The organism is Acetoanaerobium pronyense (genome assembly GCF_017874355.1).
GTDB lineage: Bacteria > Bacillota > Clostridia > Peptostreptococcales > Filifactoraceae > Acetoanaerobium > Acetoanaerobium pronyense.
The window spans coordinates 45,596-71,799 of the sequence record NZ_JAGGLI010000007.1 but is presented as its reverse complement, the minus strand read 5'-3'; the positions used below and the strand labels follow the sequence as shown (position 1 = coordinate 71,799).

The 26,204-nt window shown below is 36.7% G+C and carries 17 protein-coding genes; 1 reads left to right on the top strand and 16 read right to left on the bottom strand.

The features are described 5' to 3' along the window. Positions 1 to 17: 17 nt before the first annotated feature. From J2Z35_RS04540 to J2Z35_RS04530, 3 genes are read right to left on the bottom strand one after another with little or no spacing between them, the layout of a single operon-like run. Positions 18 to 1,436, bottom strand: a complete 1,419-nt coding sequence (locus J2Z35_RS04540) for an S-layer homology domain-containing protein (protein ID WP_209659858.1) — start codon at positions 1,434 to 1,436, stop codon at positions 18 to 20. A 35-nt stretch (positions 1,437 to 1,471) separates the two neighbouring features. Further along, positions 1,472 to 3,934 carry an S-layer homology domain-containing protein gene (locus J2Z35_RS04535; RefSeq protein WP_209659856.1) on the bottom strand — a complete coding sequence of 821 codons (2,463 nt, stop codon included), beginning with the start codon at positions 3,932 to 3,934 and terminating at the stop codon, positions 1,472 to 1,474. A 10-nt stretch (positions 3,935 to 3,944) separates the two neighbouring features. After that, on the bottom strand, positions 3,945 to 9,929 hold the full coding sequence (locus J2Z35_RS04530; protein WP_209659854.1) for an IPT/TIG domain-containing protein: 5,985 nt from the start codon (positions 9,927 to 9,929) through the stop codon (positions 3,945 to 3,947). 365 nt (positions 9,930 to 10,294) lie between these two features. Between J2Z35_RS04530 and J2Z35_RS04525 the strand changes: the two genes are divergently transcribed. Next, a complete protein-coding gene (locus J2Z35_RS04525) occupies positions 10,295 to 11,113 on the top strand; it encodes a hypothetical protein (protein WP_209659852.1) in 819 nt (272 codons plus the stop codon). A gap of 160 nt (positions 11,114 to 11,273) precedes the next feature. On the opposite strand, the gene J2Z35_RS04520 is transcribed toward J2Z35_RS04525, so the two are convergent. The 13 genes from J2Z35_RS04520 to purM form a co-directional block, all read right to left on the bottom strand. Continuing rightward, positions 11,274 to 12,188, bottom strand: a complete 915-nt coding sequence (locus J2Z35_RS04520) for a Ppx/GppA phosphatase family protein (RefSeq protein WP_209659850.1) — start codon at positions 12,186 to 12,188, stop codon at positions 11,274 to 11,276. Positions 12,189 to 12,279: 91 nt separating this feature from the next. Beyond that, positions 12,280 to 12,729 (bottom strand): FtsB family cell division protein, encoded by a 450-nt coding sequence (locus J2Z35_RS04515; RefSeq protein ID WP_209659848.1) that lies wholly within the window; start codon positions 12,727 to 12,729, stop codon positions 12,280 to 12,282. A 1-nt stretch (position 12,730) separates the two neighbouring features. Next, positions 12,731 to 12,973: an RNA-binding S4 domain-containing protein gene (locus tag J2Z35_RS04510; RefSeq protein WP_209659846.1), complete on the bottom strand. Its 243-nt coding sequence runs from the start codon at positions 12,971 to 12,973 to the stop codon at positions 12,731 to 12,733. A gap of 164 nt (positions 12,974 to 13,137) precedes the next feature. Next, positions 13,138 to 13,416, bottom strand: a complete 279-nt coding sequence (locus J2Z35_RS04505) for an HU family DNA-binding protein (protein ID WP_209659844.1) — start codon at positions 13,414 to 13,416, stop codon at positions 13,138 to 13,140. 196 nt (positions 13,417 to 13,612) lie between these two features. Then, positions 13,613 to 14,683 (bottom strand): MazG nucleotide pyrophosphohydrolase domain-containing protein, encoded by a 1,071-nt coding sequence (locus J2Z35_RS04500; protein WP_209659842.1) that lies wholly within the window; start codon positions 14,681 to 14,683, stop codon positions 13,613 to 13,615. A 149-nt stretch (positions 14,684 to 14,832) separates the two neighbouring features. Continuing rightward, entirely contained in the window at positions 14,833 to 15,585 is a 753-nt protein-coding gene (locus J2Z35_RS04495; RefSeq protein WP_209659840.1) for a transposase, read from the bottom strand. A gap of 100 nt (positions 15,586 to 15,685) precedes the next feature. Continuing rightward, positions 15,686 to 16,180: a DUF3368 domain-containing protein gene (locus tag J2Z35_RS04490; RefSeq protein ID WP_209659838.1), complete on the bottom strand. Its 495-nt coding sequence runs from the start codon at positions 16,178 to 16,180 to the stop codon at positions 15,686 to 15,688. Next, positions 16,173 to 16,466: a UPF0175 family protein gene (locus J2Z35_RS04485; RefSeq protein WP_209659836.1), complete on the bottom strand. Its 294-nt coding sequence runs from the start codon at positions 16,464 to 16,466 to the stop codon at positions 16,173 to 16,175. The genes J2Z35_RS04490 and J2Z35_RS04485 overlap by 8 nt, the downstream gene beginning before the upstream one ends. Before the next feature lie 258 nt (positions 16,467 to 16,724). Then, positions 16,725 to 17,642: a Fic family protein gene (locus J2Z35_RS14930; RefSeq protein ID WP_209659834.1), complete on the bottom strand. Its 918-nt coding sequence runs from the start codon at positions 17,640 to 17,642 to the stop codon at positions 16,725 to 16,727. Between the two features lie 227 nt (positions 17,643 to 17,869). Continuing rightward, the gene (locus J2Z35_RS04475; protein ID WP_209659832.1) at positions 17,870 to 22,864 is read right to left on the bottom strand and encodes a phosphoribosylformylglycinamidine synthase; all 4,995 of its coding nucleotides are present in this window, start codon (positions 22,862 to 22,864) and stop codon (positions 17,870 to 17,872) included. Between the two features lie 170 nt (positions 22,865 to 23,034). Next, positions 23,035 to 24,555, bottom strand: coding sequence for a bifunctional phosphoribosylaminoimidazolecarboxamide formyltransferase/IMP cyclohydrolase (gene purH, locus J2Z35_RS04470; protein ID WP_209659922.1), 1,521 nt, complete (start codon positions 24,553 to 24,555; stop codon positions 23,035 to 23,037). Positions 24,556 to 24,571: 16 nt separating this feature from the next. Next, the gene (gene purN / locus J2Z35_RS04465) at positions 24,572 to 25,129 is read right to left on the bottom strand and encodes a phosphoribosylglycinamide formyltransferase (protein WP_209659830.1); all 558 of its coding nucleotides are present in this window, start codon (positions 25,127 to 25,129) and stop codon (positions 24,572 to 24,574) included. After that, positions 25,126 to 26,163, bottom strand: coding sequence for a phosphoribosylformylglycinamidine cyclo-ligase (purM, locus tag J2Z35_RS04460; RefSeq protein WP_209659828.1), 1,038 nt, complete (start codon positions 26,161 to 26,163; stop codon positions 25,126 to 25,128). Before purM ends, purN begins: the two co-directional genes overlap by 4 nt. Between the last annotated feature and the right edge of the window lie 41 nt (positions 26,164 to 26,204).

Here is a 26,204-nt window from a genome sequence, read left to right as displayed (position 1 = left end):
CACCACTTTCTCTATCTTTAATAGTAGTTAAGTATTCTCTCCCTATAGTCTTCTCTCATCTCATAGGTGAGATACATAATATAGTTGTGAAGTAGGGCTGCTGCTTCTGCTCTAGTAAGGGTCTTGTCTGGCTGGAAGTAGTTGTTTGCTGTGCCGCTTGCAAGTCCTATTTCTCTAGCTAAATACACTGAGTCTCTTGCCCAAAAAGGTATAGCATAATCATCTCTAAAGCCTGTCATATATGCTCCAGTAGGGGCAAGTCCTGAGAATCCAAGGGCATTGATCATAATAGTAGCAGCCTGAGCTTTAGTAAGGTGTCCATCTGGCTCAAATCTGTTTTCTCCTACTCCTGACATTATTCCTTTTGTAGCTACTGTCTTAATATATCTATAGTTTTCATCTTCGACTTCTGTATCAAAGAATAAGGCTGGCTCTACTGTTCTTCTTCTAGTAGAAGTTTGCATCTCTTCAGCTATATCCGATGCTACTGCAACTGCCTTTGCAAACTCTGCTCTACTCATCGGAAGAGATGGTCCAAAGTACATTGCTTTTGGCTCTATAGCTCCAAGGCTAGCAAGTAGACTTACGCTTTCCTGAGCCCAGTGGCCTCCCATATCTCTAAGGTTTGATACATATAACCTTTCAAAGGTTGGGTTGTTACCTAGGGTGAACGAGTTATTTCCTCTTCTGCCGTTCATGTCGTAGTTATACTGAATCTTGCTCTCTTCTTTTTCCGATATCATATAGCCACCTCTAAAAGATATTTGAGTTGGCTGATTAGGTATATATTCTAAATCTCTTGTGATATTGTGAGAAGACATTACGCTATACGTCCCACTTGGACCATTTGAGCGGTTGCTACTCACATGATAATCCATGGTTCTTGTTTCTGTTGCTCCCCAGGCTTGTTCATATCCAACTGTAGTCCCTTCCATTTGGATAGTTATATTGTCTTCGTCATCTGATGTGTATCTTTTTCTAAAAGACATATTTCCTGAGAAGTAATCTACTGCTGGTTTTATTTGGGTCACTATACTTTGAGTGAACTCCGATGTATCTAGGTCCGCTTCGTAAGTAGTTCCTTCAATAGTTATGCTCTCTTTAAATGTAGCTACTTCTGTACGCTCTATAAGCTGATCTCCTGTATCCTCTATGGATGTCCTAAGGGATAGGTTTCTCGATAGAGTATCTCCTGTGGCTGGGTCTGATAGTTCAAACCTATAGGTCTCTGTCCTTTGGTCATCTCTATCTCTTACTGTGGTTCTTACTGTACCTGACATAATCACTGGTCTCCCTGAAAGAAAAACTGCCTCTTGATAGGATGATACGTTTTCTATTCCAGGGTCAAATCCTTTTAGGGGCTCTGCATATGCCCCTAAAGGAAGTGATATTAATGTAAGGACAGAGAGAAAAAATGCTAAAAATCTCTTTGTCATAAAGTTTACTCCTTAATTTTTGTTTATTCTATTATTTATTCTACTATAAGAACTATACCATCATTTGTCCTAGTTGTTCTTTGTTTGTAGATTACCCTTACTTTTCTATTATTTAGCTCTTCTATTGCTGAAAGTGGTATTGCTTTTCCATCTTTTACTATTATTGCTTTCGATAGGTCAATCTCTTCTTCTAGTTGCTGATGTACGAATATTCCTCTTAGAGAGTTGAATTTAGCTACTTCTCTTAGGGTTACTGTATTTTCACCAATCTCTCTTACTCTTCCTGTCATAGTGTTTTGAGCGTTAACAAGGCTTGTAGTTGATGTATCAGTCTGGAAGGTCACTCCTATGGCTACATCATTTCTAGTGACTACATATACCTGTCTTTCAAGAAGACCGCTATTGTCATCTCTTCTATCTGTAAATCTAAGGTCCTTGATTTCATTTACTGAAATCACTTTGCCTTCACCTCTATTATGGTCAGCATCATAGAATCTAGTTTGATCTGTGAATGCTATCTGAGGGTCATCTGTTCCTGCCCTTCTAGTTATCCATCTATCTCCAGTGTTGATATAGTAGAATCTTTCACCTTTGTCGTTGTATAGTGCGAACTTGTAGTTAAATACGTTTTCAAAGGTTCCTCTATATACCGCATATCCAGTCTCTACCGCTTGGGTTGTAGTGTTTAGCACTACAAGGGATGCAGCTTTTGATGATGAAGATGCTTCTACAAATGCTCCAGCAAATGCATCTATATTTCTAGAATCTACTAGTCTTGAGTCTTTAACTACAAGAGTTCCTCCTGAGAAATTGATTATATTGCCATCTACATTCATATATGAACCTGGATAGTCAACTGACCTTACTTCTTCATATAGGGATATAGGATTGCTTGCCATGATGTTTCCTTTTTCTACCTTCGGACTTCCCTGCGCCATAGATACCGCCATATATAGACTTTGACCTTTATAGCTTGACATCTGACTTCTATTTACCTTTTGAGATCCTACATATATTTCATTTGATAGGGGTATAGTCTTGTAAGCTTCACCTGCATCTATCCACCTATCTCCTGATAGCTCTTTAACATTCGTAAGGGTCACTGTCCCTCTACCTATTGCTACGCTGTCTATAGTTCCTTTTAGAAGTTTATCTATTTGTCTTTGAGGACCTTCTATCTCTAGGGCTGTTGCTCTTTGAGAATATATGTCGTCAAAGAATAGCTTTACCATATCTCCTTCCATAAGATATGAGATATCTGAAAGTATGCCACCTTTTGAAACCAGAGTATCAACTGGAACTGCATATCTTTGATTATCCGATAATACTAGATAGTCATTGCCCTTTTCAAGGACTTTTCCTGATACCATTCTTCCTTTTGGAGGTATATATCCGTCAAGGTCTGGGTCTATATCAAGATATGCATGAATTTCTTCTGCTATATTGTTTTTAAGCATTAGCCTTATATCTTGACCATAAATTAGATTTTCTTTTGTTATTTGTTTTGATGATATTCCAGATACTGTGTTTTGCTCTGTAAAAAACGTTGCATTTGGAGAGTACTGGTATATTCTTTGTCTATCTGTAAAGTCTTTGATGATTATATTTGATCCTTGGATTCCTTCAAATGTCCCTTCTACTGTCTGAGGAGAACTGCTTCCTGCTTGAGCATAATATACTTTTCCATCTCTTAAGAAAAATTCTACCCTATCTCCACTTTGAAGTACTGAAGGATTTAATGAAAGCGCTCCGTATCTTGCTACCGGAAAGTTTTTCGAGCTGTTTGCAAGTACATTAAAGAATCCACCTTCATCAGACTTTACTGTAATTAGTAGGGATGGCTCTCCTTTATCGTAAACTTCCTGCTTTGAAACTACCTCTCCCGATGATACTCCTGAGCCTAGGTTTGAAAGTATCATATTTTTGTTTGAGTGAAGCATTTGGGCAGCCATTCTTCTGTTTACAGAAGCACTAGGGTTTTGACTATATATAAATGGCTTACCTGATGATGCAGACATCCACCTTGCAAACTTTTCGGCAGTTACTGGAGCGCTATAGTTTGTTTCTGTTGATGCTACTATATCTTGAGGATTTAATACCCCTGAAGATGTTGCAAGGTCTATATATCCTTTTCTCCAGTCGCTTGGATCCACCTTGACTCCTGATGCCATTCCAGAGGAGTTAATTGCAAGTACAAGAGCTTCTGCTTCTGTAAGTGGTGCGTTTGGCCTAAAGTTGCTGTTTGCATCAAGTGTCATGATGCTGCTTCCAAGTACGAAGTATACTCCTTCATCTCCTTGTATATCCCTTGCCTGAAGTCTTCTATTTATCTCCTGGGAGTTTGGACTTCCTTCTATGACTGGGTATGGGGAAGCTGCCTGAAATGCAAAGGCATTTGAAAAATTTCCAAATATCAAAAGGAGAAGGAGAGGCCAAACTAGGCCAATCCTTCTATTAGAGTTTTGTCTCGAGTTTTTAGGATTTGATTTATTTTTCATATCTATTCTCCTATCTTGGTGAAAGAAGTAGGTAGTGTCCTGCTTCTCTGAGCTGAATAGTTCCTACTCCTACAGGAAGTAGATTATGACCTGATTCATTGTATCTATATATAGTGTTGTTTAAAGATGTTCCTCTATCTGGAGTGATTGACATTGAAGACATACCGTTTAGGCTAAATACTGGTGATGTTAGTCTTTTATCAACTACTTCAAAGTCTATAGAGTATACTCTAGAGTTTCTGCTCATATTTCTTGGAACTAGTGCTCCTATGCTTTCTTGCATCTGGTTGTTTACAGATGTGAGCTTGATTCTAAAGAATGCATCATCTGAAGCTGAGGTTATCTGGCTGACATTTAGGCTAGAGTAAGGAATGTTCATTGTCATTCCTCTATCTGATATTGTCAGAGTCTTTACTCCTCTTTTTATATCTCTTGCTGGTATTTGAATATATTTTTCATTTTGATTAAAGTTTGCAAGGTTGATAAAGTTTTCAGATGTTCCTACAGTATACTGAAGAGTATTTCCTACAACTTCTTGCTTGCCTTGAGTCTGAATCTCTCTTACTGTATTTTCAGCTTCTATTATTTTGTCTTTTTCTTTGTAGTCATCTCTTTCTCTAAGGGTTGTAGCCCTTACATATCCTACGTCATTTGCCTGTCCGAATTTGTTTAGTACTCTTACATTAAACTGATATCTAGTATCTGGCTTTAACCCTCTTACTACAAACTCAGTTCCTTTAGTGTCTCCAACAAATACGTAATCTGTTGAGCTTCTGTCTTCTCTTGCATATATCTCAAATTTTTCTGCTGCATTTAGTACGTCTTTGTCAATGTTCCATCTAAGAATCATACTTCTTTCAAAGCCTGGTATAGCTTCAATGTCTGGTACGTCTGGGACTGGAGGTTTTACGTTTCCTTCCCCAGGGTCTGATATACCACCATCTGGGTTAACTATTATGATTGAAGTATTTTCTAGGGAAAGCACTCCCTCAGGCATTTTGAATTTTATAGTAGTAGTTCCTTCTACAGTCACTGCTGCAGCTTCAACTCCACCTGTTACATGGGCATCTTGGTTGATACCAGCAGTTACTCCAAGGATACCTGAAGCTTTTGCGCCATCTGGGGCTGTTCTTGATTTTATAAGTTCTCCACCAATTATTACTTTCGCTCCTGCTCTAAAATCTTCACCTATTATTTTAACTTCTGTCTGAGTATCGTTAAAGAATATAGCTCCTTCTGATTCACTTATCTTAGGTTGAGAGATATATGTGAATGGTTTTTCATCTGAGGCTCCTCCATCTGCATTTATAACCTGAAGCTTTCCTGCTCCGGCAACAGATTGAGGTGCGGTAATGTTTATTGCTGTTATTTCACCATTTCCATTTTTCTCTATGTTTCTAAGTGCTGCAGGGGAACCATTTAAGTTTACTGTAATTCTATCTTCTATTCCAAATTCATCTGTTTCTCTAAATCCACTTCCTGTAACCCTGATAAATGTTCCGCCAGTTCGTGGCCCTTTATCTGGAGTTATAGTGTCTATTACAGGTTTTGATTCTGCTGCTATATACATAAAGTATACGGGCGGGGTTGCACTGTCTGAAAAAGCATTTCCTTCTCCAGTTGATATGGATACAACCTGAGGTACTCTAACCTCTGGGGCAGTTCCCTTTGGAATTGAAACTATTACAAAGTCATTGTCTGGACTCACTGCCTCAATTTTAGCTTCTTTGTCTCCAATTCTAACAGATTTTATTCCTGCCATATTAGAGCCTAGTATCTTTACTACTCCACCTGTTGCATTAAAGTCATGACTATAAACCTTTGCATCAATATCAGATCCACCTATTCTAACCTGCCTGTCTTTACTGCCTTCTATATCTGTAATTACTGGGGCTGTAAGACCTCCAGTAAAGTTGAAAGGTGCTGATGCTGATGAACCGTCTTGGTTTATTAGTGTAATTGTTGTAGTTTCTATTCTATCATTATATGGGGTATTTATCCTTATATTTGATACTCTTGTAGTTTCGTTAAGGTCTACTTTTTCTACCTTTCCAAGCCCTCTTCTTACTACAAGCTGGTTGATGTTTCCAGATCTTTCTATTCCAATAGATACATATTCCTTGTTTAGTCTAGAAAGAAGGGCTACATTGTTGGCTAGGTTCGTAGCTTTATGATACTCTGGATTTCTCCAGTTTATCCCTATTACTGTTTTTTCTCCTACTGCCCCGATTCTGAATCTTCCACCTGTTGTATTTTCTGCATCCGCCATAAGTGTTAGGGTACCATCTGGCGCTTTGTAAAAGACCTCTATATTATTTCCAGCTCCCGGTCTATATCTTATATGAAGCTTTTCTATTTCATTTATAGTTTCTAAATCAGCTCCTAAGTCTCCCAAATCTGTCTTATAGCTTTTATTTCCAAAGGCAACTATAAGACCATTTGAATTGATATCTCTAGCACTTACATTTATTGTATCTGTAAATCTAGAAGCTGAAAGTATTGATGAATTTTGGATTATCTCTGGATTTCCAGATGAGTAGATAAATCCTTTTTGCCTTATTGCTGTAGCCCCATCCTCGTTAATTACCATAAGATCTACAGAGCCATCTTCGGCAACGTTTATAGGTTTTTCTGGAACTCTTACTAGTATTCTTGAAAGTTTTACAGTTCCATCTTGTCCTTCTTCTATAATGTCATAGTTTATTATTTCGGTAGCTTTTTTGTATCCAAAATAAATTGATGGGATGTTTATAACTTCATCAGCTTCTTTTTTTGCTCTAAAGTTATCCCCTTCTATCCAAACTAAGTCTCCAACATTTCCCTTGTTTGCATTTGGGTCGTTTGAAGGTAATCCTTGTCTATATATACTATTGATTCTAATGTCATATGCTGGGTTGAAATATGTGAATCCGTCTAGTTTCGTTCCCGTTGATTGATTCACCTTGTTTTTTACGGTAACTGGAACTGTGTACGACTGTCCCGGTGTTATGACTGAGTCTACAAGTGGCGGTACCTGTACATATGCTTCTTTGAAATCTAGGCTATATCCAACTACTTGTCCCTTTTGACTTCCAAAGAATACGTCTACTTCTCCTCTAAAGGTAGTGTTTCCACCTGCTGTTATGGTGCTTATTATTCCACCTTTGATGTCTCCTCTATTTGGATCTATAGTGTTTATTTCTGTTTTTGAACCTCCAGTATCAATGATTCTAAACTGAAGCCCAAGGCTCTCACTAAGGTCCGGATTTCTAACCTGTAGATTATAGTTTCCTGGAAGTTTAGACTCTGGTATCTTTACGATTATGGTATCTGCATCTACTACATATACATATTTACCAGGGAGCTTTGGTCTGTTTTCTGGGTTCGATGAGTCAAAGAAAATATCACTATCTTGATGTTCTATATCATCGTTAGTATCTCTAAAATATTCATTAACGTCTTGACCATTTAAAAGAACTTTAGTTCCTATTTGCAGGAGTTCATTGTCAGATGTAAGATTAGGTCTTATAAATCTCACGTTATTTGCTTGATTGTTACGTTTAATTACTACTATTGTCCCTGGATCTCCTGAGTCTGGTATAAGCTCTTTTAGTACAGGTCCAGTGATTGGTGCAAATCTTAGGTCATATGAATCCATAAGCCCTTCTGTGATTATAACCTGAAGCCTAGTCTCTCCGGCTATACCTTTTGGGGTTTTAAGTTTTATAACTGCGTTGTCTCCTTGGAATGCTCTATTTGTGATTCTACTTGTGACGTCCATTCCATCTAATGTGACTCTTACTGTGTTGAGATTTGTAATTCCTGTGTTTGCAGTGAATTTGATTTCTATTTCATTTTCTTCGTCAGAGCTAAGGGTTGTTGCTGGTGCTCCTTTGTGAAGTACTTCATTAATGAATGGTTGTTTTGGATGCCCTTCTGTAGGTGATTCTTCTCCTGATGGATATCTAAACTCAAATCTAGGGGAATCTATGTTATATAGATTTCTTCCTCCTTCTGGGTTAATCACTTCTATAAATCCAAATAGTTTGTGAAAACCAGCAGGATCAAGAGGTTCGTTTTTTATTCTTTCTTTAAGCTCTGAACCAGTTGCTGGTTCTATAGCGATTACATAGGTGTCTCCCAATGTGCTAAACTCTCCATCTATAGGAAGTCCATTGCTCAGTATTTTCTTGTCTCCTTGAAGATTCGAAAGCTGAACCTCTCCTATAAGCTGTCCTCCTGGTGTATAGAAGTTAACCTGCGGATATTTCGTTATTCTTTGTCCTGGGTTAGCAGGGTCATCAACTCTTATAGCCTGAAGGTTTGAACCTTTAATCCTAATCATAAGAGGCTTGGTCACTGTATCAACTTTGTGGAAATATCCGTATACTGGCTCCACTCCTGTAATTACCGGTCTTATCTCTGCTGGATCGAATATAAAGCCACCAGAAAGGGTTGCGCTTTCAAATATAGATATTTTAGTTCCATCTTCAAGTGTAATTATTGTTTCTGTATCTACCGTAATATCGTATCTGGGCTTATCCGCTGTTAAACTTTGAGTTTTTACTACAAGTCCATCCTCTGAAGGAGTGGTAAAATGCTTAAGTCCATAATTATCTGTGGATGGTTTTGTTACGTCGATTTCTACATCTAATGGAACTGTCTTTAGACCAACTATAGCTTCTATATTTCTTTCTATTTCACTTATTATTTTTCCTCCATATGTAGGATTTCCCCCTACAGAGTATTTAATATTTAGTGTATTTCCTTCTCTTGTAGGATTCGCAGGCGGTGTTGATGCTGGCGTAATTACCGCCCCTGTAGGTCTTACTATATCTGGAGTATTAATATTTATTATATTTCTACCGAGTATTGTAATATCTGTAGGAACATTATCTTTTGCTCTTCCTGGTACTGCTCCTGCTACTGTAAGTACGTTTGATCCTTCTGTAAATCTAAATGCATTTAATGCTATTGCCTCTGCTGCTGGGTTGTTTCTGTCTCTTATCACCACATGCATTGGAACATTAATTAAATTAAAAGGACTATTTGCAACTGTAAAAGCTTCGAGTCCTATCACATCACCTGTATTATTTGGTCCATCTCTTCTAAGCCTAGGGTTGAGCAGTTTTATTTCTTTAGTTTCATCTTCACTGTTTCTAAGATAAATATCCATATTATCATTAAATTTATTTTTAAGAATTGTGGTTAAATCTGTGTCTAGTGCTGCCACATTAATAAGATTTGATCTATTTGGAGGGCCTTGTGATGGTACTACTCTTAGATTTTCAAGTCCCTCTATTTTTTGAAGCACTGTAACTGAATTTTTGTAAACTACTGAGAAAGTAACTGGAACAGGTTGTCCATCTACAGTAGTTGAATTTTGCTTTTTTAGAATTATATCTGACTGGGCGTTTAATGTACCTCTTTTAATGCTTGGTATTACTATAGAAGTTGGATTAACAGTAATTTCAGCAGGTGTTTCACTTACTGAATGTCCTGCATTGGCTATTGCTACTTCTGTTACTCCAGTAAAATCTCTTCCATTTAGAGTAAGCTGATCTCCTACATATATCTTTCTCTGAGTAAGAGAATCCATAGAGGGAAGATTATTTACATTTACTGTAAACGCCTTAGATTCACTAGGGGACTCTAAAGTTATTGTAGTATTACCATTAAGGTTGAAATTGAGTGCTGTGTAGTCTGTTGCCGGAGGGTTTGGAGCATTTAGGGGCGCAGTTATAGTGATAAGGCTCCTAGTTTTAGTCATTGTAGCTCCAGGCATGGCCGATACAGCTACTGGACTAATTCCATTGTTAATAATAATATTATCAACAGTATCTAGATTTCCTCCTGTAATAAATACTTTTACCGATGTATTTCCGGATACAGATTCTTGGACAAAGTTGAATTCTGTAATGGAAATAGGTGTTGCAGCAAATGCTTCAAATGGAATTCCAATAAAAAGCATCATAAATGCAGTAATAATAGATAGGGTCCTTTTTCTAGTTATCATATTTTTGTTCCTTTCCATCATGATATTTGGTGAAACTACCCGAAATATATCATCTAAATCTAGTGATATAGAACTTTTATTATTTCTTATAAAATTACATTATATATATCGTCTATTATACTGGATTTTTTAGATGATTTTAGTCCAAATACTAAAATGTAATATTTTTTTAATTATATTTTTTTAAATATATATATTCTGTAAAAGTTCTGTAACACTGCCGTAATGAGTTGGGTATATAATGGTGTCATCGTGAAGGTAATATGATATTATTTAATATGGGATTGGTTTTAGCTTTAATCATGAAGATTAATGCAAATCATTTTAAAATCGGAAGTATTTATAATCAAAAGGAGGAAATTGGAATGAAATTATTTAGTTCAAAGAAAAAAGCGGCTATTCTTGGAGCACTTGTGGGAGTAATGACTCTAGGCAGCGTAGCATTTGCAGCTAGCACTCCTATAAAGCTTGATGCTTTTTATGACACTTTCAAGCTTAATGTAAATGGTACTCAGCAATATATCAACGACAGGCAGTTCAAGCCATTTATAGCTGACAGCAGAATCTACATACCTCTGTCTACTTTAAATCAGCTAGGTGTCGTAAATGCTCAGTGGGATGCTTCTACTGCATCTGTAAATATCACTCCATCAGGTACATCTTCAAGTGGGGAAGTAGCACTTTATCAGCAACAACTTGCAGCTCTTAATGTACAGCTTCAGGCAAAAACAAAAGAAGCTGAAGATCTTAAAGCTGAAAATACAAGACTTGGAGCTGAAGTAGATAAACTTAAAAAAGAAAACAACTCGTCTTCATCTACATCTGACAGCAGAGCTTTAAGAGATCTTGAAGACACATTCAACAGAAGCCGTACATTTAGCAGATACTCTGGTCCAACTAATGTTGGGACTATAGATTTCGAATTTAGAGTTGATGCATATAGAAATGATTTAGAGATAGAAATGTATATACCTAAAACACTTACTAGTTCACAAATCACAGCACTTAAAGATGATTTTAGATATTTTGATGAGTATATAGAAGATTTGTCTGAAGAGGCTAGAAAATCTTTTAAAGATGCTACTGTTTATATAACTATCTATAATGGAGAGTACAGAAACAGCCCTACAAAAATAGGGGATTACACTTATGATGGAAGAAGAATCAGTGGTAGAATAAACTAATACTAGTTTTAAAACTGATTTATTTATAAGATAAAAGGAATGGCAGCTGCCATTCCTTTTAATTTTAGCCATAATTAAAATACCTCCAGATTGATTATATTTTATCTCAATCCAGAGGTATTATCATACACAAAATTATTTACACTCTTTATTTTCACATCTAGATTTTTGAATTTCTATATATAAGCCCTTCTAGGTTGTCATATTCGCTAACAAGAATATCCTTCATAGAAAGGTCCTTCATTATCCTTTTTAGTATTACTGTTCCAGCAGTGATTACATCTGCTCTTTTGGGCTGTAGTCCTTTAATCATCATTCTTTCTTCTAGGGTTTTTGATTTAAGACCATCGAGTATACCCTCAATCTCTTCATACATTATAATGCTCTGGTGGACTTTTTCCATATCATATACTTCAAGCTCCTGAGCCATAGAAGAAATGGACGTAGCAGTCCCTCCTATCCCTATCAGAGTTTTGATATGATAGGTCTTTAATATGTCAATAGTATTTTGGGTAACCATATGGATATATTTTTCCATATCTACGATTTCATTGTCTTTAACGGGATCATTTTTTACGAATTTTTCAGTGAGGCGTACAGAGCCAATATCTTCGCTTTTTGAAAAAATAATCCCATCATTTGTATCTCCGAGGATGAACTCAGTGGAGCCTCCTCCTATATCTAGTACAAGGACTTGCCCAGATTCTTTGAGACCTGCCGCAACTCCATAAAAACCAAGGCTGGCTTCATCATCTCCTGTGATGATATTAACTCTTATTCCTGCTTCTTTTTCTGCTCTTTTAATAAAGTCTTCTCTATTTTTGCTATCTCTAAGTGCGGATGTCCCCATGACAAATATATCTTTGCAGTTTTCTTCTTTTGCTATATCCACAAACTCCTTAAGGGCTTTTATATTCCTATCGATTGCTTCTTCACTGATATATCCATTTTCATCGACGCCTCTGCCTATTCTAGTGATGTTTACATATTTTTTTCTGTCCTTAAAATTCCCTTCATAATCTGTGATTAGAAGTCTCATAGAGTTTGTACCTATATCTATCGACGCCATTTTCATAGTTTTTTCTCCCTAACTTAATTTTCGTATATTAATTTGGATATTAAAGGAAAACAAAGGTTAATATTGTAGATTAAAATCATTATTTGAATTAGTTTCTCATTTTGTTTAGGTCTATATATATCGTCTCACCTGGTTTTATCATACCTAGTCTTTCTCTCGCCTGTCTTTCTATGAATTCCATAGTTCCTACTTGGCTTAGGATTTTTTCGAGACGCTCTATTTCCTTTTCTTCCACTTTTTCTTTTTCGAGAATCACTGCTCGTTGCTCTCTTAGCTCAGCTATTTGCATCTCTTGGTCTATATATGTGAATATCATTGATATAGATGCTACTATAATAATCGCTACTATGCCTAGGAGCATAAAATCGATTTCTTTTTTTGGCTTTTTTGTAGTTTCTTTATCTGTTTTATAATGTAGTTCTTTTTTTTCTTTAATATCAGCTATATTTACTACTGTTTCTTTCTGTCCTTTAAAGTCTTCATTTTCTCTCGACTTCATGTCTTGAATTTTATTTATTTCATTATTCTTGTTATCCATCTTACTCAACTACCTCATAAAGCTCCGATGCAGTATCTTTTGTGACATGCTCTTTTATATCCTTTACTCTGACTTTTAGTGTGTTTTGCCCAAATTGGACTTCTAGTATGTCTCCAACCTTTACTTTTGATGAGGCTTTTGCTTCTTTGCCATTAATTAGGACAACTCCAGCTTCAGATGCATCCTTTGCGACTGTTCGTCTTTTGATTATTCTTGATACTTTTAAAAATTTATCTAATCTCATAACTTTATTTCCTCCTGTAAACTCAAGCCCTAAAAACAAAGCTTAAAAATCTATTTATAGAAATTTATAGTGCTAAGTAAATTTAATCTAAGACTTTAGGCCTTGATGTTTTATATAAAACAAAACTACAGGAGGCCCTGTAGTCTTTGTCTTTTTTATATTATTTATTGGTTTACTTTTTCTTTTAATCCTTTTCCAGCTTTGAATACTGGAGCTTTTGAAGCAGGTATTTTTATTTTTTTCTTAGGGTCTCTAGGGTTTCTTCCCTCTCTAGCAGCTCTTTCTCTTGTTTCGAAAGTTCCAAATCCTACAAGTTGTACTTTCTCTCCAGCAACAAGTGCTTCTTCTACAGACGCCATGAAAGAGTTAAGAGCTCCCTCTGCATCCTTTTTAGTAAGTCCACTTTTTTCTGCCATTTTTGCTACTAATTCAGCTTTGTTCATTTTATATATACCTCCTTATATTGTATGTAGCTTTTACTACATGTTGCTTAGATTTCTAAGCGAATCTTTCCTTTTGGGTAAAAAATTAAAAGGTCAGTCAAAACTTTAAAAAATCAGTTCAATCTCATCGGGATGTATTGGCCTGTCTTACTCTTATTGTATATTCCCCATTTGCATTAAGTCAACCTCAATTTCGCTATTTTTCAATATTTTTATTGATTTTTTCCATTTTTTTCAAATTTTCCCACATTTTTGGTAAATCTTTCTCATCTATCTCTAGGTCTGTGAATACATGAGGGTGCCTACGAATTAGTTTTTTTGATATTCCATCGGTTACATCTCTAAGGTTAAAGTAACCATCTTCCCTTCCAAGCTCGCTATGAAATACTATATGAAGGAGCACATCCCCTAGTTCTTCGATTAGATTGTCTATGTCATCATTCTCTATTGCTTCTTTTACTTCTGTAGCTTCCTCGACTATATGATCCTTGAGTGACATGTGAGTTTGTTTTTTGTCCCATGGGCATCCATTCTCCCCTCTAAGAGTCCTTACTATCTCTATAAGGTCCTTTAGTGAGCTAAATTTCTTTTCATTCACGGATTTGATATATATGGATGTAAGGTGGTCGTATTCCCAGAGGTTTCTATCCATTTCATATAGTTTTACGGATTTTACAAGCTGGGTTTCTTTGATGCCCGCGTTTTTCACAAGGAGGATTTCCTGCTCGTCGTCATAAACTTCCATTAATTTCAACTTTACATCTGATGCGGTCATATCGTCATATACCTGAGTAATTACAAGGTCTTTATTCACTTCTATATTATCTTCATCTATGGTAAATGCATCCATAAGCTCAAATCCATTTGACGGGTCCCTTTTTACAGCTGCAAACATGGCGTCTATAAAGCTCATAGACGGGTAAACCTCTACATCTATACCTTCATCTTTCGCCATTTGTTCAAGTATAGTAACTGTACTCTCAGCAACATATGGATGGCCTGGCACTGCATATACTATCTCATTTTCTGATTTAGCCTTCTCGATAAGAAAGGCCGCTATATTTTCATAGACCTTTTCAAAAGAAGGGTTCTCTTCATAAAAATAATCTAGATATGTACCTTTCATCCCCATATCTTTAAGCTCCTTGATTACAGGGTGATCCTTTGTTCTTATATATATTTTTTCATCTGATGTTAATAGCTTATAAGCTCTAAAGCTTATGTTGTCTATGCTTCCTGGACCAAGCCCAGCAATTTTTATTTTCATATTATCTTCCTTTCATGACAGTGACAAGAATGACAAGGGGACGAGAATGACAAGGGGACGTATCTGTTGTCCCACTCCTCAGTGACAAGGGGACGTATCCAGTGTCCCATTCCATGACAGGGGGACGTATCCAGCGTCCCACTCCCGTCCTATTTTATAGCCCGTTCTATTGTTGATCGCCCTAAATTTAGCACTCTTGATAATTGTCTAATACTTACTCCCTCGTTTGAATATATATTTTTTATAATTTCATTTCGCTCCTTAGTGGGATAATTTTCTAAGGTGTCTATGCCAAAATCTCTTTTTATTAAGTCTCTTAATGAATCATCTGTGTATTTTTTCGATTCTACGTAATCTAAAAATTGTTCCTCGGTATTTACATTCATATATTCTTCAAAGTCTGATGCTGTCTTGAAATACTCTCTTATTATACCAGTATCTAAAAAAGATTGCTCACCTTTGTAAGACTTTATGCATTCGTTGTAACTGCTCCAGTTATAGTTTTCTGGACTCCTTGTGATATTTGCTTTCACTGGATTTTGGTGTATGTATCTTAATACGGTTAGAAGATATGGTTCTGATTCCACATTTTGACTTTTATATCTATTTTGAAAGAGGTGTCCTGTCCTTAGATGTCTATTATTATGCCACTGAACATAGCCCACTGTAATTTTTTTAACTGTATTTCCTAAGTCTTCATCTTCATGAATGAGTAGATGAACGTGGTTGTTCATTAAACAATATCCATATAATTTGAACTGGGATCTCTCTTTTGCTTTTTCAAGTTTTTCTAAAAACACTGTTTTGTCTTGATCGTCTAGAAAGATATTTCTTTTGTCGATTCCTCTGACCATCACGTGATATATTCCCGTTGCGCTTTTTGTTCTTGGAATTCGTGGCATGACAATCCCCCTTAGAAAACTAATGATAATAGCTTGATAAAAAGGTGAACAAGCGGTTCTTTTTTTTAGGCAGCGGGACAACAGATACGTCCCCGCGGTTCTATTCCCCTAATTTTTTCAGCAAATCTTCGTATAGTTTTTCAGATATTCTAAATCCGCTGTTTCTAAGAATATCTATACATGGCTTAATTTCTTCTACTAAATTGAGTTCTTTAGCTCTTTGCAATACACCAACTACTCCAATTGGCTTAAGAAAAAAATTTTTCGCTAAGCTTCTTGCTGATTTTTCATCTATTATCACATAATTTAAATCCAGCTCTTTTGCTCCAATAATTGTTTCTATTTCCCCTTTATGCAAATGACCGTAAAGCTTATTTACTAGGTTCTGATCTTTTACTTTATATATCTTAATTTGACCTAAGTTTATAGCTTTTTCAATTTCTTTTTTTCCGATAGCATCTTCAGTTTTCCCTGAAACTATTTCATTATATACTTCTTCAGTTATATATACATCAAACATTTTATAGAGTAAATTTAGCATTCCCAAAATAGACATTCCTATTATAGGGCTTGCATTACACATTACCTTAATCATGGTGAATACCTCTCAACTCAGCTAGAGTTTGCTCATCATCTTCCATAGTTTCTTCGGTATAATCCATCCAATTTATATTATATCTTGAAAGTATCTTTATAAATTCATCAAGGTCTTTATCTGCTAACTCCGCTGCTCTTGCAAGTGTAACTCTTTTTTCTATAAAAGCAGCTATTGCTAGTGAAGTCTTTATACTCTCATTGAAAGCCCCTTCCGACTCTGCTTTATATACTTCCTTGAAGTCATTTTTTAGACTTATTTCAAGATATTCTTTTTTTACTGCCATTTTTATTCCTCCAATCCAATTTGGTTTCTTCATTATTTTATTGGAAATTTCTATATATTGGAAATATTGATTGTTGTTTATATTATACCATTTTTATAAGTTACTATAACATTCTCAGATTAAGTTTAAGATAAAAGCTGGAAAAACTAGTTTTTCCATAAGTCTAAATTGTTCTGTGGCTGAAAAAAGCTGGCCTAGATTTTGATCTAAGTCAGCTTTTTGGTGATTGAGTGGGACAATAGATACGTCCCCGTGGCTCTATATTACTGATAACCAGAGGCTTTGAGATTCTATTTCTAAGTCTGATACTAGGTCTATAAATGGTTTGTAATTCATTGTAGTATGAGCTTCATCAAGCACTTCATAATATTTTGCTCTGTTTTCATTTTTTATTATTATGGGTATATATCCGTTCTTCATTAGTTCAAAATTTAATAATAGTCTTGATGTTCTTCCATTTCCATCTATGAATGGATGGATTTTTACAAATTCCCCATGTAGCAAAGTAGCTCTAACAATGGGATGATATTTATACCATTCGTTATTGTATTCTAGGATTAGACGTTTCATCAAGTCTTCTATCTCGAAGTTTTTGGGTGGTATATGCTTTGCTCCACCAATAACCACATTTTCCTTTCTATATTTTCCTGCATTTTCATTATCGATTCCTTTTAAAATAAGTCCGTGCAAATTTCTTATATTCCATTCTGACAGGGATTCTTTATTTGAAATTAAATCTTCAACAAATAGTATCGCTTCTTTATGATTAATAACTTCAAGATGCTCTCTCATGGTCTTTCCGCCAATTGTAATACCTTCAAGAACAACTTTAGTCTCAGACATGGTCAAAGTATTTCCTTCTATTGCATTTGTATTATATGTCCATTCAATTATTAGTTTTTCATGAAGCGAGTTTATCAATCTTTTTGAAAAAGGTCTATGGCTATCAATTTTATTTTTAAGTGAGTCTATATAGGTGAAGTCATAATTTAATCCTAAATATTTTTTCTTATTTGACTCTCTAGCGTCTACTGGTTTTGAGGCTTCATTTGGAACAAGCCATCTGCCTTCTATTTTTAAAGCACCTTCTATTCTGCCTTCTTTACAAAGAGCTCTAATCCTTCTGTCACTTATCTTCCATCTTTCACTAGCTTCTTTAGCTGTAATATATTTCATTACTTTTCACCTCTCTTTAATATTATGCCGCGCTCGGAATAATGTCAAGGATTTAGGGTCGGAAAAGGTGAAAAGTGGGACAATAGATACGTCCCCGCGTCTCAAAAGACAAAAGAAAAAGCCCGCAAGCTCATGGATAAATCTAGAGGCTTGCGGGCTTAATATTTTTGGTCAGCTTTTTTGGTGATTGGGCGGGACAGTGGATACGTCCCCGCGTCCCGGTGGGGTTATTTGAAGTAGGATACTCCGTTTTCAAATAGGTTTTGTTTTGTATCTACTTTGTAGTTTTTGTAAAGGCCTTTTTGGACTCTTTCTGTATGGCCCATCTTACCTAGTATCTTTCCGCATGGGCTTGTGATTCCTTCTATTGCTCCAAATGAGCCGTTTGGATTGAATGGTCTGTTCATGGAAAGGGCTCCACTTTCATCTACATATGAGAATGCAACCTGTCCATTTGCATAAAGCTTTTTGATGAATTCTTCACTTCCTATGAATCTTCCTTCTCCATGGGATACTGGAATATCATGGATTTCTCCTACATTCATCCCTACTGTCCAAGGTGAACTATTGCTCATTACCTTGGTCTTTACAAACTGGGCTACGTGTCTTCCCACTTCGTTGTGGGTAAGGGTTGGAGAGCTTGCATCCAGCTCTTTTATTTCTCCATAAGGCAGTAATCCTGTCTTTATAAGGGCCTGGAATCCGTTGCATATTCCTAGGATGAGGCCGTCATTTCTTTCTAGTAGCTCGTTTATAGCATCTTTTATTCTTTCGTTTCTAAGAACTGCCGCTATGAATTTTCCTGAGCCGTCTGGTTCATCTCCAAGGCTAAAGCCTCCAGGTATCATAAGGATTTGAGAGCTTCTGATTGATTTTTCAAGCTCAAGTATAGACTCTTCTATATCTTTTAAAGTAAGGTTTTTAAATACCTGAATCTTTGAGGTAGCTCCTGCTTTTTCAAATGCCATAGCGCTGTCATATTCACAGTTCGATCCTGGGAATACCGGGATAATTACATTTGGCTTTGAAATTTTTATATTCGCCCTTGATAGTGATTTAGCGCTTTGGCCTATAGCTTCATAGTCAAATATATCTTTTTTTGCCTCCATGTTTCCTGTTGGGAATATGCTCTCAAGTGTTCTTTCGTAAGACTCTCTTATATCTTCAAGAGGTATCTCAACCACATGTCCTATCTTGATTATCTTTTCATCTATTGTAACTCCTAGCTCAGTAACTGAGTTATCTTCTTCACTAAGCTCTACTATAAATGAACCATATATAGGCTTTAATGCTTCTTTGTAGTCAAGGTCCTTAATGTCAAGTCCAATAGAGTTTCCAACAGCCATCTTTGATAGTCCTCCTAGAAGGCCGTCATGTCCTCCTGCATATGCAGAAAGTAGCTTGCCTTTTGCTTTAAGATTTTTAAGAAGCTTAAGGTTGTCTTTAAATATATCCATATCAAGAAGTCCATCTTCATCCACAGGTGTAGATATAACTCCTATATAGCTACCTGATTGTTTTAGTTCTCCTGAAATTATTTCATCTATATCCGAAGTAGTAACTGCGAATGATATAAGGGTTGGAGGGACATTAATATCCTTATATGTTCCAGACATAGAGTCCTTGCCACCAATTGCAGGGATATTTAAATCCATCTGAGCTCTTAGAGACCCTAAAAGTGCTGCAAAAGGCTTGCCCCATTTAAGTGAGTCTTCTCCAAGCTTTTCAAAGTATTCCTGAAATGACAGTCTAACCTTAGATACATCTCCACCTATAGCTGCTATCTTACTCACTGAGTCTATAACTGCATAGTAAGCTCCATGAAATGGACTCTCTTCACTAAGATATGGATTGTATCCATATGTCATTATAGATGCTGTGGTTGTATCTCCCTTTAATGATGGAACTAGAGATACCATACCTTGGGGTGGGGTAAGCTGATTCTTCCCACCAAGAGGTATGAATAAAGACCCTGCTCCTATAGAGCTATCAAACCTCTCTACAAGTCCTTTTTTACTGCAGGTATTTAAATCCTTCATTTTATCAAGTAGTGCAATTTTTATATTACTGATATCTTTTCCTTCTATAAAGTTAACTGAAGCTGGAATATCTATCTCTATATCCTGATAAGATGTAACTCCACTGCTATCTAAAAACTCTCTGCTAATGTCTACAATCACAGAGTCTTTGTATTTCATAACGAGTCTATTTTCATCTGTTACATATGCAACCACTGTGCCTTCAATGTTTTCCTCATGGCAAAGTGCTAAAAACTCTTCTAAATCCTTAGGGTCAAGTACACATGCCATTCTTTCTTGGGATTCTGATATGGCAATCTCCATAGGTGTAAGGCCCTTGTACTTTAGAGGCACTTTATCTAAATGAACAAGTAGTCCATCTGCCAGCTCTCCAATTGCAACAGATACTCCCCCTGCTCCAAAGTCATTACATTTTTTTATAAGCTTTGCCGCTTTTTCGTTTCTAAATAGTCTTTGAAGTTTTCTCTCTGAAGGTGCATTTCCCTTTTGAACTTCTGCTGATGATATTTCTATGGATTTTTCTGTTTGCTCCTTTGATGAACCTGTTGCTCCACCTACTCCATCTCTTCCTGTACGTCCACCAATAAGGACTATTACATCTCCTGATGCTGGTTTTTCCCTCTTTACGTTTTCTAAAGGAGCGGCTCCAATTACTGCTCCAACTTCCATCCTCTTTGCCTTAAATCCTTGGTGATAAACCTCATCTACAAGTCCTGTACAAAGCCCGATTTGATTTCCGTAAGAGCTATATCCCCTTGCTGCCTCAGTCGTAATCTTCTTTTGAGGTAGTTTGCCTTCAAGTGTAGATGAAAGGGGCTCTCTTGGGTCTGCAGATCCTGTGACTCTCATTGCCTGATATACGTAAGACCTTCCTGAAAGTGGATCTCTAATAGCTCCACCTAGGCATGTAGATGCTCCTCCAAAGGGCTCTATCTCTGTAGGGTGGTTGTGGGTTTCATTTTTGAACATAAGAAGATAGTCTTCATCTTCCCCATTTACCTTTACCTTTATCTTAACGCTGCATGCATTAATCTCATCTGAAACTTCAAGATCTTCAAGCTCGCCTTTCCCTCTCATAGACTTAGCCATTATAGTTGCCATATCCATAAGACTTACCGGCTTGTCCTTCTTGTGGGTTTCATTTCTCATATTTATATAGTCTTCATAGGTCTTTAAAAATGCTTTCTCTATAGCTAAATTTGCTGTTTCTCTAAATCTAATATCCTTTATTATTGTGTTGAATGTGGTGTGTCTGCAGTGATCAGACCAGTAGGTATCAACTATTGCAAGCTCTGCTCTGCTTGGGTCTCTTTTTTCTTCGTTTTTAAAGTAGTCTCTAAAGAATTTTAAATCTTCTAGCTTCATGGCAAGGCTGTTTTCATTGTAAAAAGCGTCAAGCTCTTCTTCATTCATAGAAATAAATCCTTCTATGGATTTTTCATCTTCTATCTGAATCTCATCTTCTGAAAGAATAGAAGGGAGCTTCATATCACCCTGCTCTTGGTCAACCGGATTGATTAGATGCTTTTTAATAATTTTCATTTCATCTTCAGTAATGTCTCCAGTTATTTCAAATACTCTGCTTGATCTTGCCTTTACATCTTCCTTTGAAAGTGCCACTGCAATTGATTGAAGAAGTCCATCTTCCCTTTGGTCGTACTGCCCTTTATGAAACTGAACTACAAGGGGGTTTTTTAAAGTTTTTTCAAGTTTGAATGCCTCTTCTCCTGTATAAATATCATCAACTGGAGGCTCGCTAAGTATAGTTCCTTTGATTTTTTCTATTTCAAGGTCTGTAAGACCTTCTATATCATATCTTTGATAAGGTTTTATGCTTTCTAACTTGATGCCGTAGCTTTCTTTAAGCTCTTTTAAAAGCGACATCGCTTCAAGGTCGAACTTGTCCTTCTTGCAGGTATATACTCTTTTTACCATAGGTCCTATATCCTTTCTAAAGGTCTTTCCTTTAAAATCTATTTTGTCTGCCATATAATATGCCTTTTCATAAGCTTCATCGAGTGTATCTCCAAGGGTAGTAAGGGAAAGTACCCTTCCTCCGTTTGTAACTATATCCTGTCCTAACTTTTTAGTTCCTGCATGAAATATAGTTCCTTCAGCCTCTTCAAGTCCTGTGATTTTAAGGCCCTTTTCGTATTTTGAAGGGTAGCCCTGTGATGCAAGTACTAGGGTTAGTGCTTTTTTATCTGACCATTTTATAACAAGGGTATCTAGCTTATCTTCAAGGGATGCTGTAAATATATCAAGAAGGTCTGTTTCAAGTCTCATTAGTATTGATTGGGTCTCTGGATCTCCAAATCTTGTGTTAAACTCAAGTACCTTAATCCCTTCAGATGTGAGCATAATGCCAAAGAATATGATTCCCCTATAAGACATATTCTCCTTTTCAAGACCTTTGTGAAAAGGGATTGCAACTTTTTCCATCATCTCATCCATATATGCATCGGCAATATGATTTGGAGAGAAGGTCCCCATTCCACCTGTGTTTGGTCCTTTTTCCCCTTCGGATATCTTTTTATGGTCCTTTGCTGTAGGCATGGGAATAATAGTTCCTTTATCTACAAAGCAAAGAAGAGATGCCTCTGTTCCTTCAAGATACTCCTCTATAACCACATGGGTATCTCCAAATACATTTGAGTTTAGTACGTCTTCTAAAAACTCATATCCCTGCTCTATGCTTTCTCCAACAAGTACACCTTTTCCTGCGCATAATCCATCTGCCTTGATTACAGCTTTTTTGTATATTGAGCCTTCAAGCATATCCTTGTAGGCTTTTTTTGCTTCAGTAAGATCTTTTGTCTTTAGGTATTTTGCAGTTGGAATATCATTTCTTATCATAAATTCCTTGGCAAATGACTTGCTCCCCTCAAGCTCTGCTGCCACTCTATGGGGACCGTAGATTTTTAGGTCATGGGCTTCAAAAAGGTCAACTATTCCTGCGCATAGGGGATCTTCTGGCCCAACTATGGTCAGGTCAATCTGGTTTTCGTAGGCAAATTTAAGAAGCTCACTATCATCATTTGCATTTATATCAATGCAGGTAGCAATCTGAGCAATCCCTGCATTTCCTGGTGCCACATATATATCTTCTACTTTTTTGCTTTGTTTTAGCTTATATGCTATAGCGTGTTCTCTAGCTCCCGAACCGATAATTAGGACGTCCATAGACCCCTCCTATTTTAAATATATTTAGGTTGTTGCAAAATGCTGCAGCCATTGATTTAAGCGACTTTTCAAAATCTAGTTTATTGAATTTACTCCAGTAAATTTTAGAAAGTTTTAGTATGGATTACTTGTTAAGTGGGACAATAGATACGTCCCCTTGTCCCTTGTCCCTAGTGCTTAAAATGTCTTGTTCCTGTAAATACCATAGCTAGACCTAGTTCATTGCAGGCATCTATGCTGTCACTGTCTTTGTTTGCTCCTCCAGGCTGGATTATAGCTTTTATTTTGTGCTCTCCTGCAAGTCTTACGCAGTCATCAAATGGGAAAAATGCATCCGATGCAAGAACTGCACCTTCAAAGCTTTTTCCTTCGCTATTTCTAATTGCATTTTGAAGGGCCCAAATCCTAGATGTCTGTCCTCCGCCTATGGCAAGGGTAGCTCCATCCTTGGCAATAACCACTGCATTTGATTTAACGTGCTTACAAACCGCCATCGCAAATTTCATATCCTTGCTCTGCTCTACTGTTGGAGACATATCTGTAACTGTCTCAAATTTTTCAAATTCTTTTTTATCACTGTCTTGAACTAATACTTTTCCGTTTACGAATTTAATATCTTTTTCTGATGAAGATGCATTAAAATCTATTTTAAGTATTCTTAGGTTTTTCTTTTCAGTAAGGATTTTCATGGCCTCATCAGTATATGATGGTGCGGCAACTATTTCTAAAAATATGTCCTTCATTACCTTTGCAGTATTTTCATCCACTTCCCTATTGATGGCAACAATTCCACCAAATATTGAAAGTTTGTCAGCTTCATAGGCCTTTGTAAATGCTTCATAGGCAGTCTCTCCATAGGCAGCTGCGCAAGGTGTGGCGTGTTTTATTACCGCTGCAGCTGGCATTTCAAATTCAGCCGCCAGTTCAAGGGCAGTGTTTAAGTCATTTAGGTTGTTAAATGAAAGCTCTTTTCCGTGAAGCTGCTCCATATTGCTCATTAGGTTTTTAGTGAAGCTATCACTGTATAATGCTGCATTTTGATGAGGATTTTCACCATATCTCAGGTCTCCATCCTTTGAAAGCCCTATGGTAATCTTCTCTGGGAATACGTCATTTTCAAGGCCTGCAAAGTATCTGCTTATCATCGAATCATAGTAGGCTGTGATTGAAAATGCTTTGTATGCAAGGGTTCTCCTATAGTTTTCATCAAGGGTTCCAGTTTTTAGTCTTCCAATGATTTCCACATAATCCCTTGGGTCTGTAACTACTGCAACATCCTTATAGTTTTTTGCAGCTGACCTTAGCATGCTTGGGCCGCCGATATCTATATTTTCAACTATTTCTTCATGGGTCTTTCCGCTTTTTAATGTTCCTTCAAAGTCGTAAAGGTTAACAATAATCATATCTATAGGGTCTATTCCCTGCTCAGCAACTGTGTCTACGTGGCTCTGCTCATCCCTTCTAAAAAGTATTCCGCCGTGTACCTTTGGATGAAGTGTTTTTACTCTTCCATCAAGGATTTCTGGAAATTTAGTAAGGTCATCTATTGATCTTGCTTTGACTCCACCTTCAAGTATTACATTAAGTGTCCCACCTGTTGATATTATCTCATACCCCATCTCCTCAAGTTCAAGGGCAAGCTCTACTATACCTGTTTTATCTGTAACGCTTAAGAGTGCCTTTTTCAAAATAACCACCTCATATTTTTTAAAGTTTTTCTAAATGCTTAATCGCCTTTTTCAGTATGTTGTGTTCTATCTCTAGTACCTCTTTTTGAAGGTCTTCAGGGGATTTCACTTTTTCATAATCTATATAAATCGATTCGCTTATTATAACTGGTCCTTCGTCTACATCTTCTGTGACATGGTGAACTGTTGCTCCTGTAATCTTTTCATTATTTCTAAGCACAGCTTCATGTACCTTAAGACCATACATCCCTTTTCCTCCATAGCTTGGAAGAAGGGATGGGTGGATATTGATTATTCTGCCCTTATATTTTTCTATAAGGTCTGTTCCTATAACCTTTAAATACCCTGCCATTACAATAAGGTCTATATCTTTTTCCTGAAGTTTATTTATAAATTCTTCTTCTGACTTTATAATATAGGTCTCTATATCTTCATTTTTAGCTCTTTCAAGTCCATAGGCATTCTCTTTGTTTGATGCTACCAGCTCTATCTTGGATCTAAAGAATCCTTCCTTACTAGCATCTATAAGGGACTGAAGGTTGGTTCCTGAACCTGATATCATTACGCAGATTTTCATTTTAACACTACCTTTTTTGAACCTTTTTCTATCGTACCTATGATATGAGCCTGATCTATTTTTTTGCTGTTTACTAAATCAAATATTCCTTGGGCATCACTTTCGCTGGCAATAAGAACCATTCCTATTCCCATGTTAAAGCTTCTGTAAAGCTCTTCCTCTTCTATCATATTCAGGTCTATTATTCCCTGAAATATATCTGGCATATCCCAAGAATCTTTGTATATATGGGCATCAAGGTCATCATTTAGTACTCTTGGTACGTTTTCAAGAAGTCCTCCTCCTGTGATGTGAGCTATACCCTTCACTTCGAATTTTTCCAAAATTTCCATAACCGTATTTACATATATTTTAGTTGGTGTAAGAAGCATATCTCCTATTTTTTTCCCTGCTTCTCCAAACTGGTCATCAAGGTTTAGATTTAGCTTGTCAAAGAAAAGCTTTCTAGCTAGAGAGTATCCGTTGCTATGGATTCCGCTTGATGATAGGCCTACAATCACGTCCTTTTCACTTACCTTGCTGCCGTCTATAAGCTTTTTTTTGTCTGCTATCCCAACTGCAAATCCTGCAAGGTCGTATTCATCTTCTTTGTAAAGATCTGGCATTTCAGCAGTTTCTCCACCGATTAATGCGCAGTTTGCCATCTTGCATCCATCTGCAATTCCTGCAACTATGCCTGCTACCTTCTCTGCACTTACTTTTCCTGTTGCTATATAGTCAAGGAAAAATAGGGGTCTTGCACCCTGGCATATAAGGTCATTCACACACATTGCCACAAGGTCTTGTCCAACTGTAGCATGGCTATCCATCATCTGGGCAACAAGGAGTTTAGTCCCTACTCCATCTGTGGCAGATAATAGCACAGGCTCCTCCATATTCATAAATGCCTTTAGGGAAAATCCTCCTGAAAAAGCTCCAATATCTCCTACTACTCCGTCTGTATAAGTAGATTTAACCTTTTCCTTCATAAGCTCTACAGCTCTATTTCCCTCGTCTATATTTACTCCAGACTGAGCATATGTTAATTTATCCATATAAAAACCCTCCTAGGTGTAAAATTCAAAACTTTTTAAGC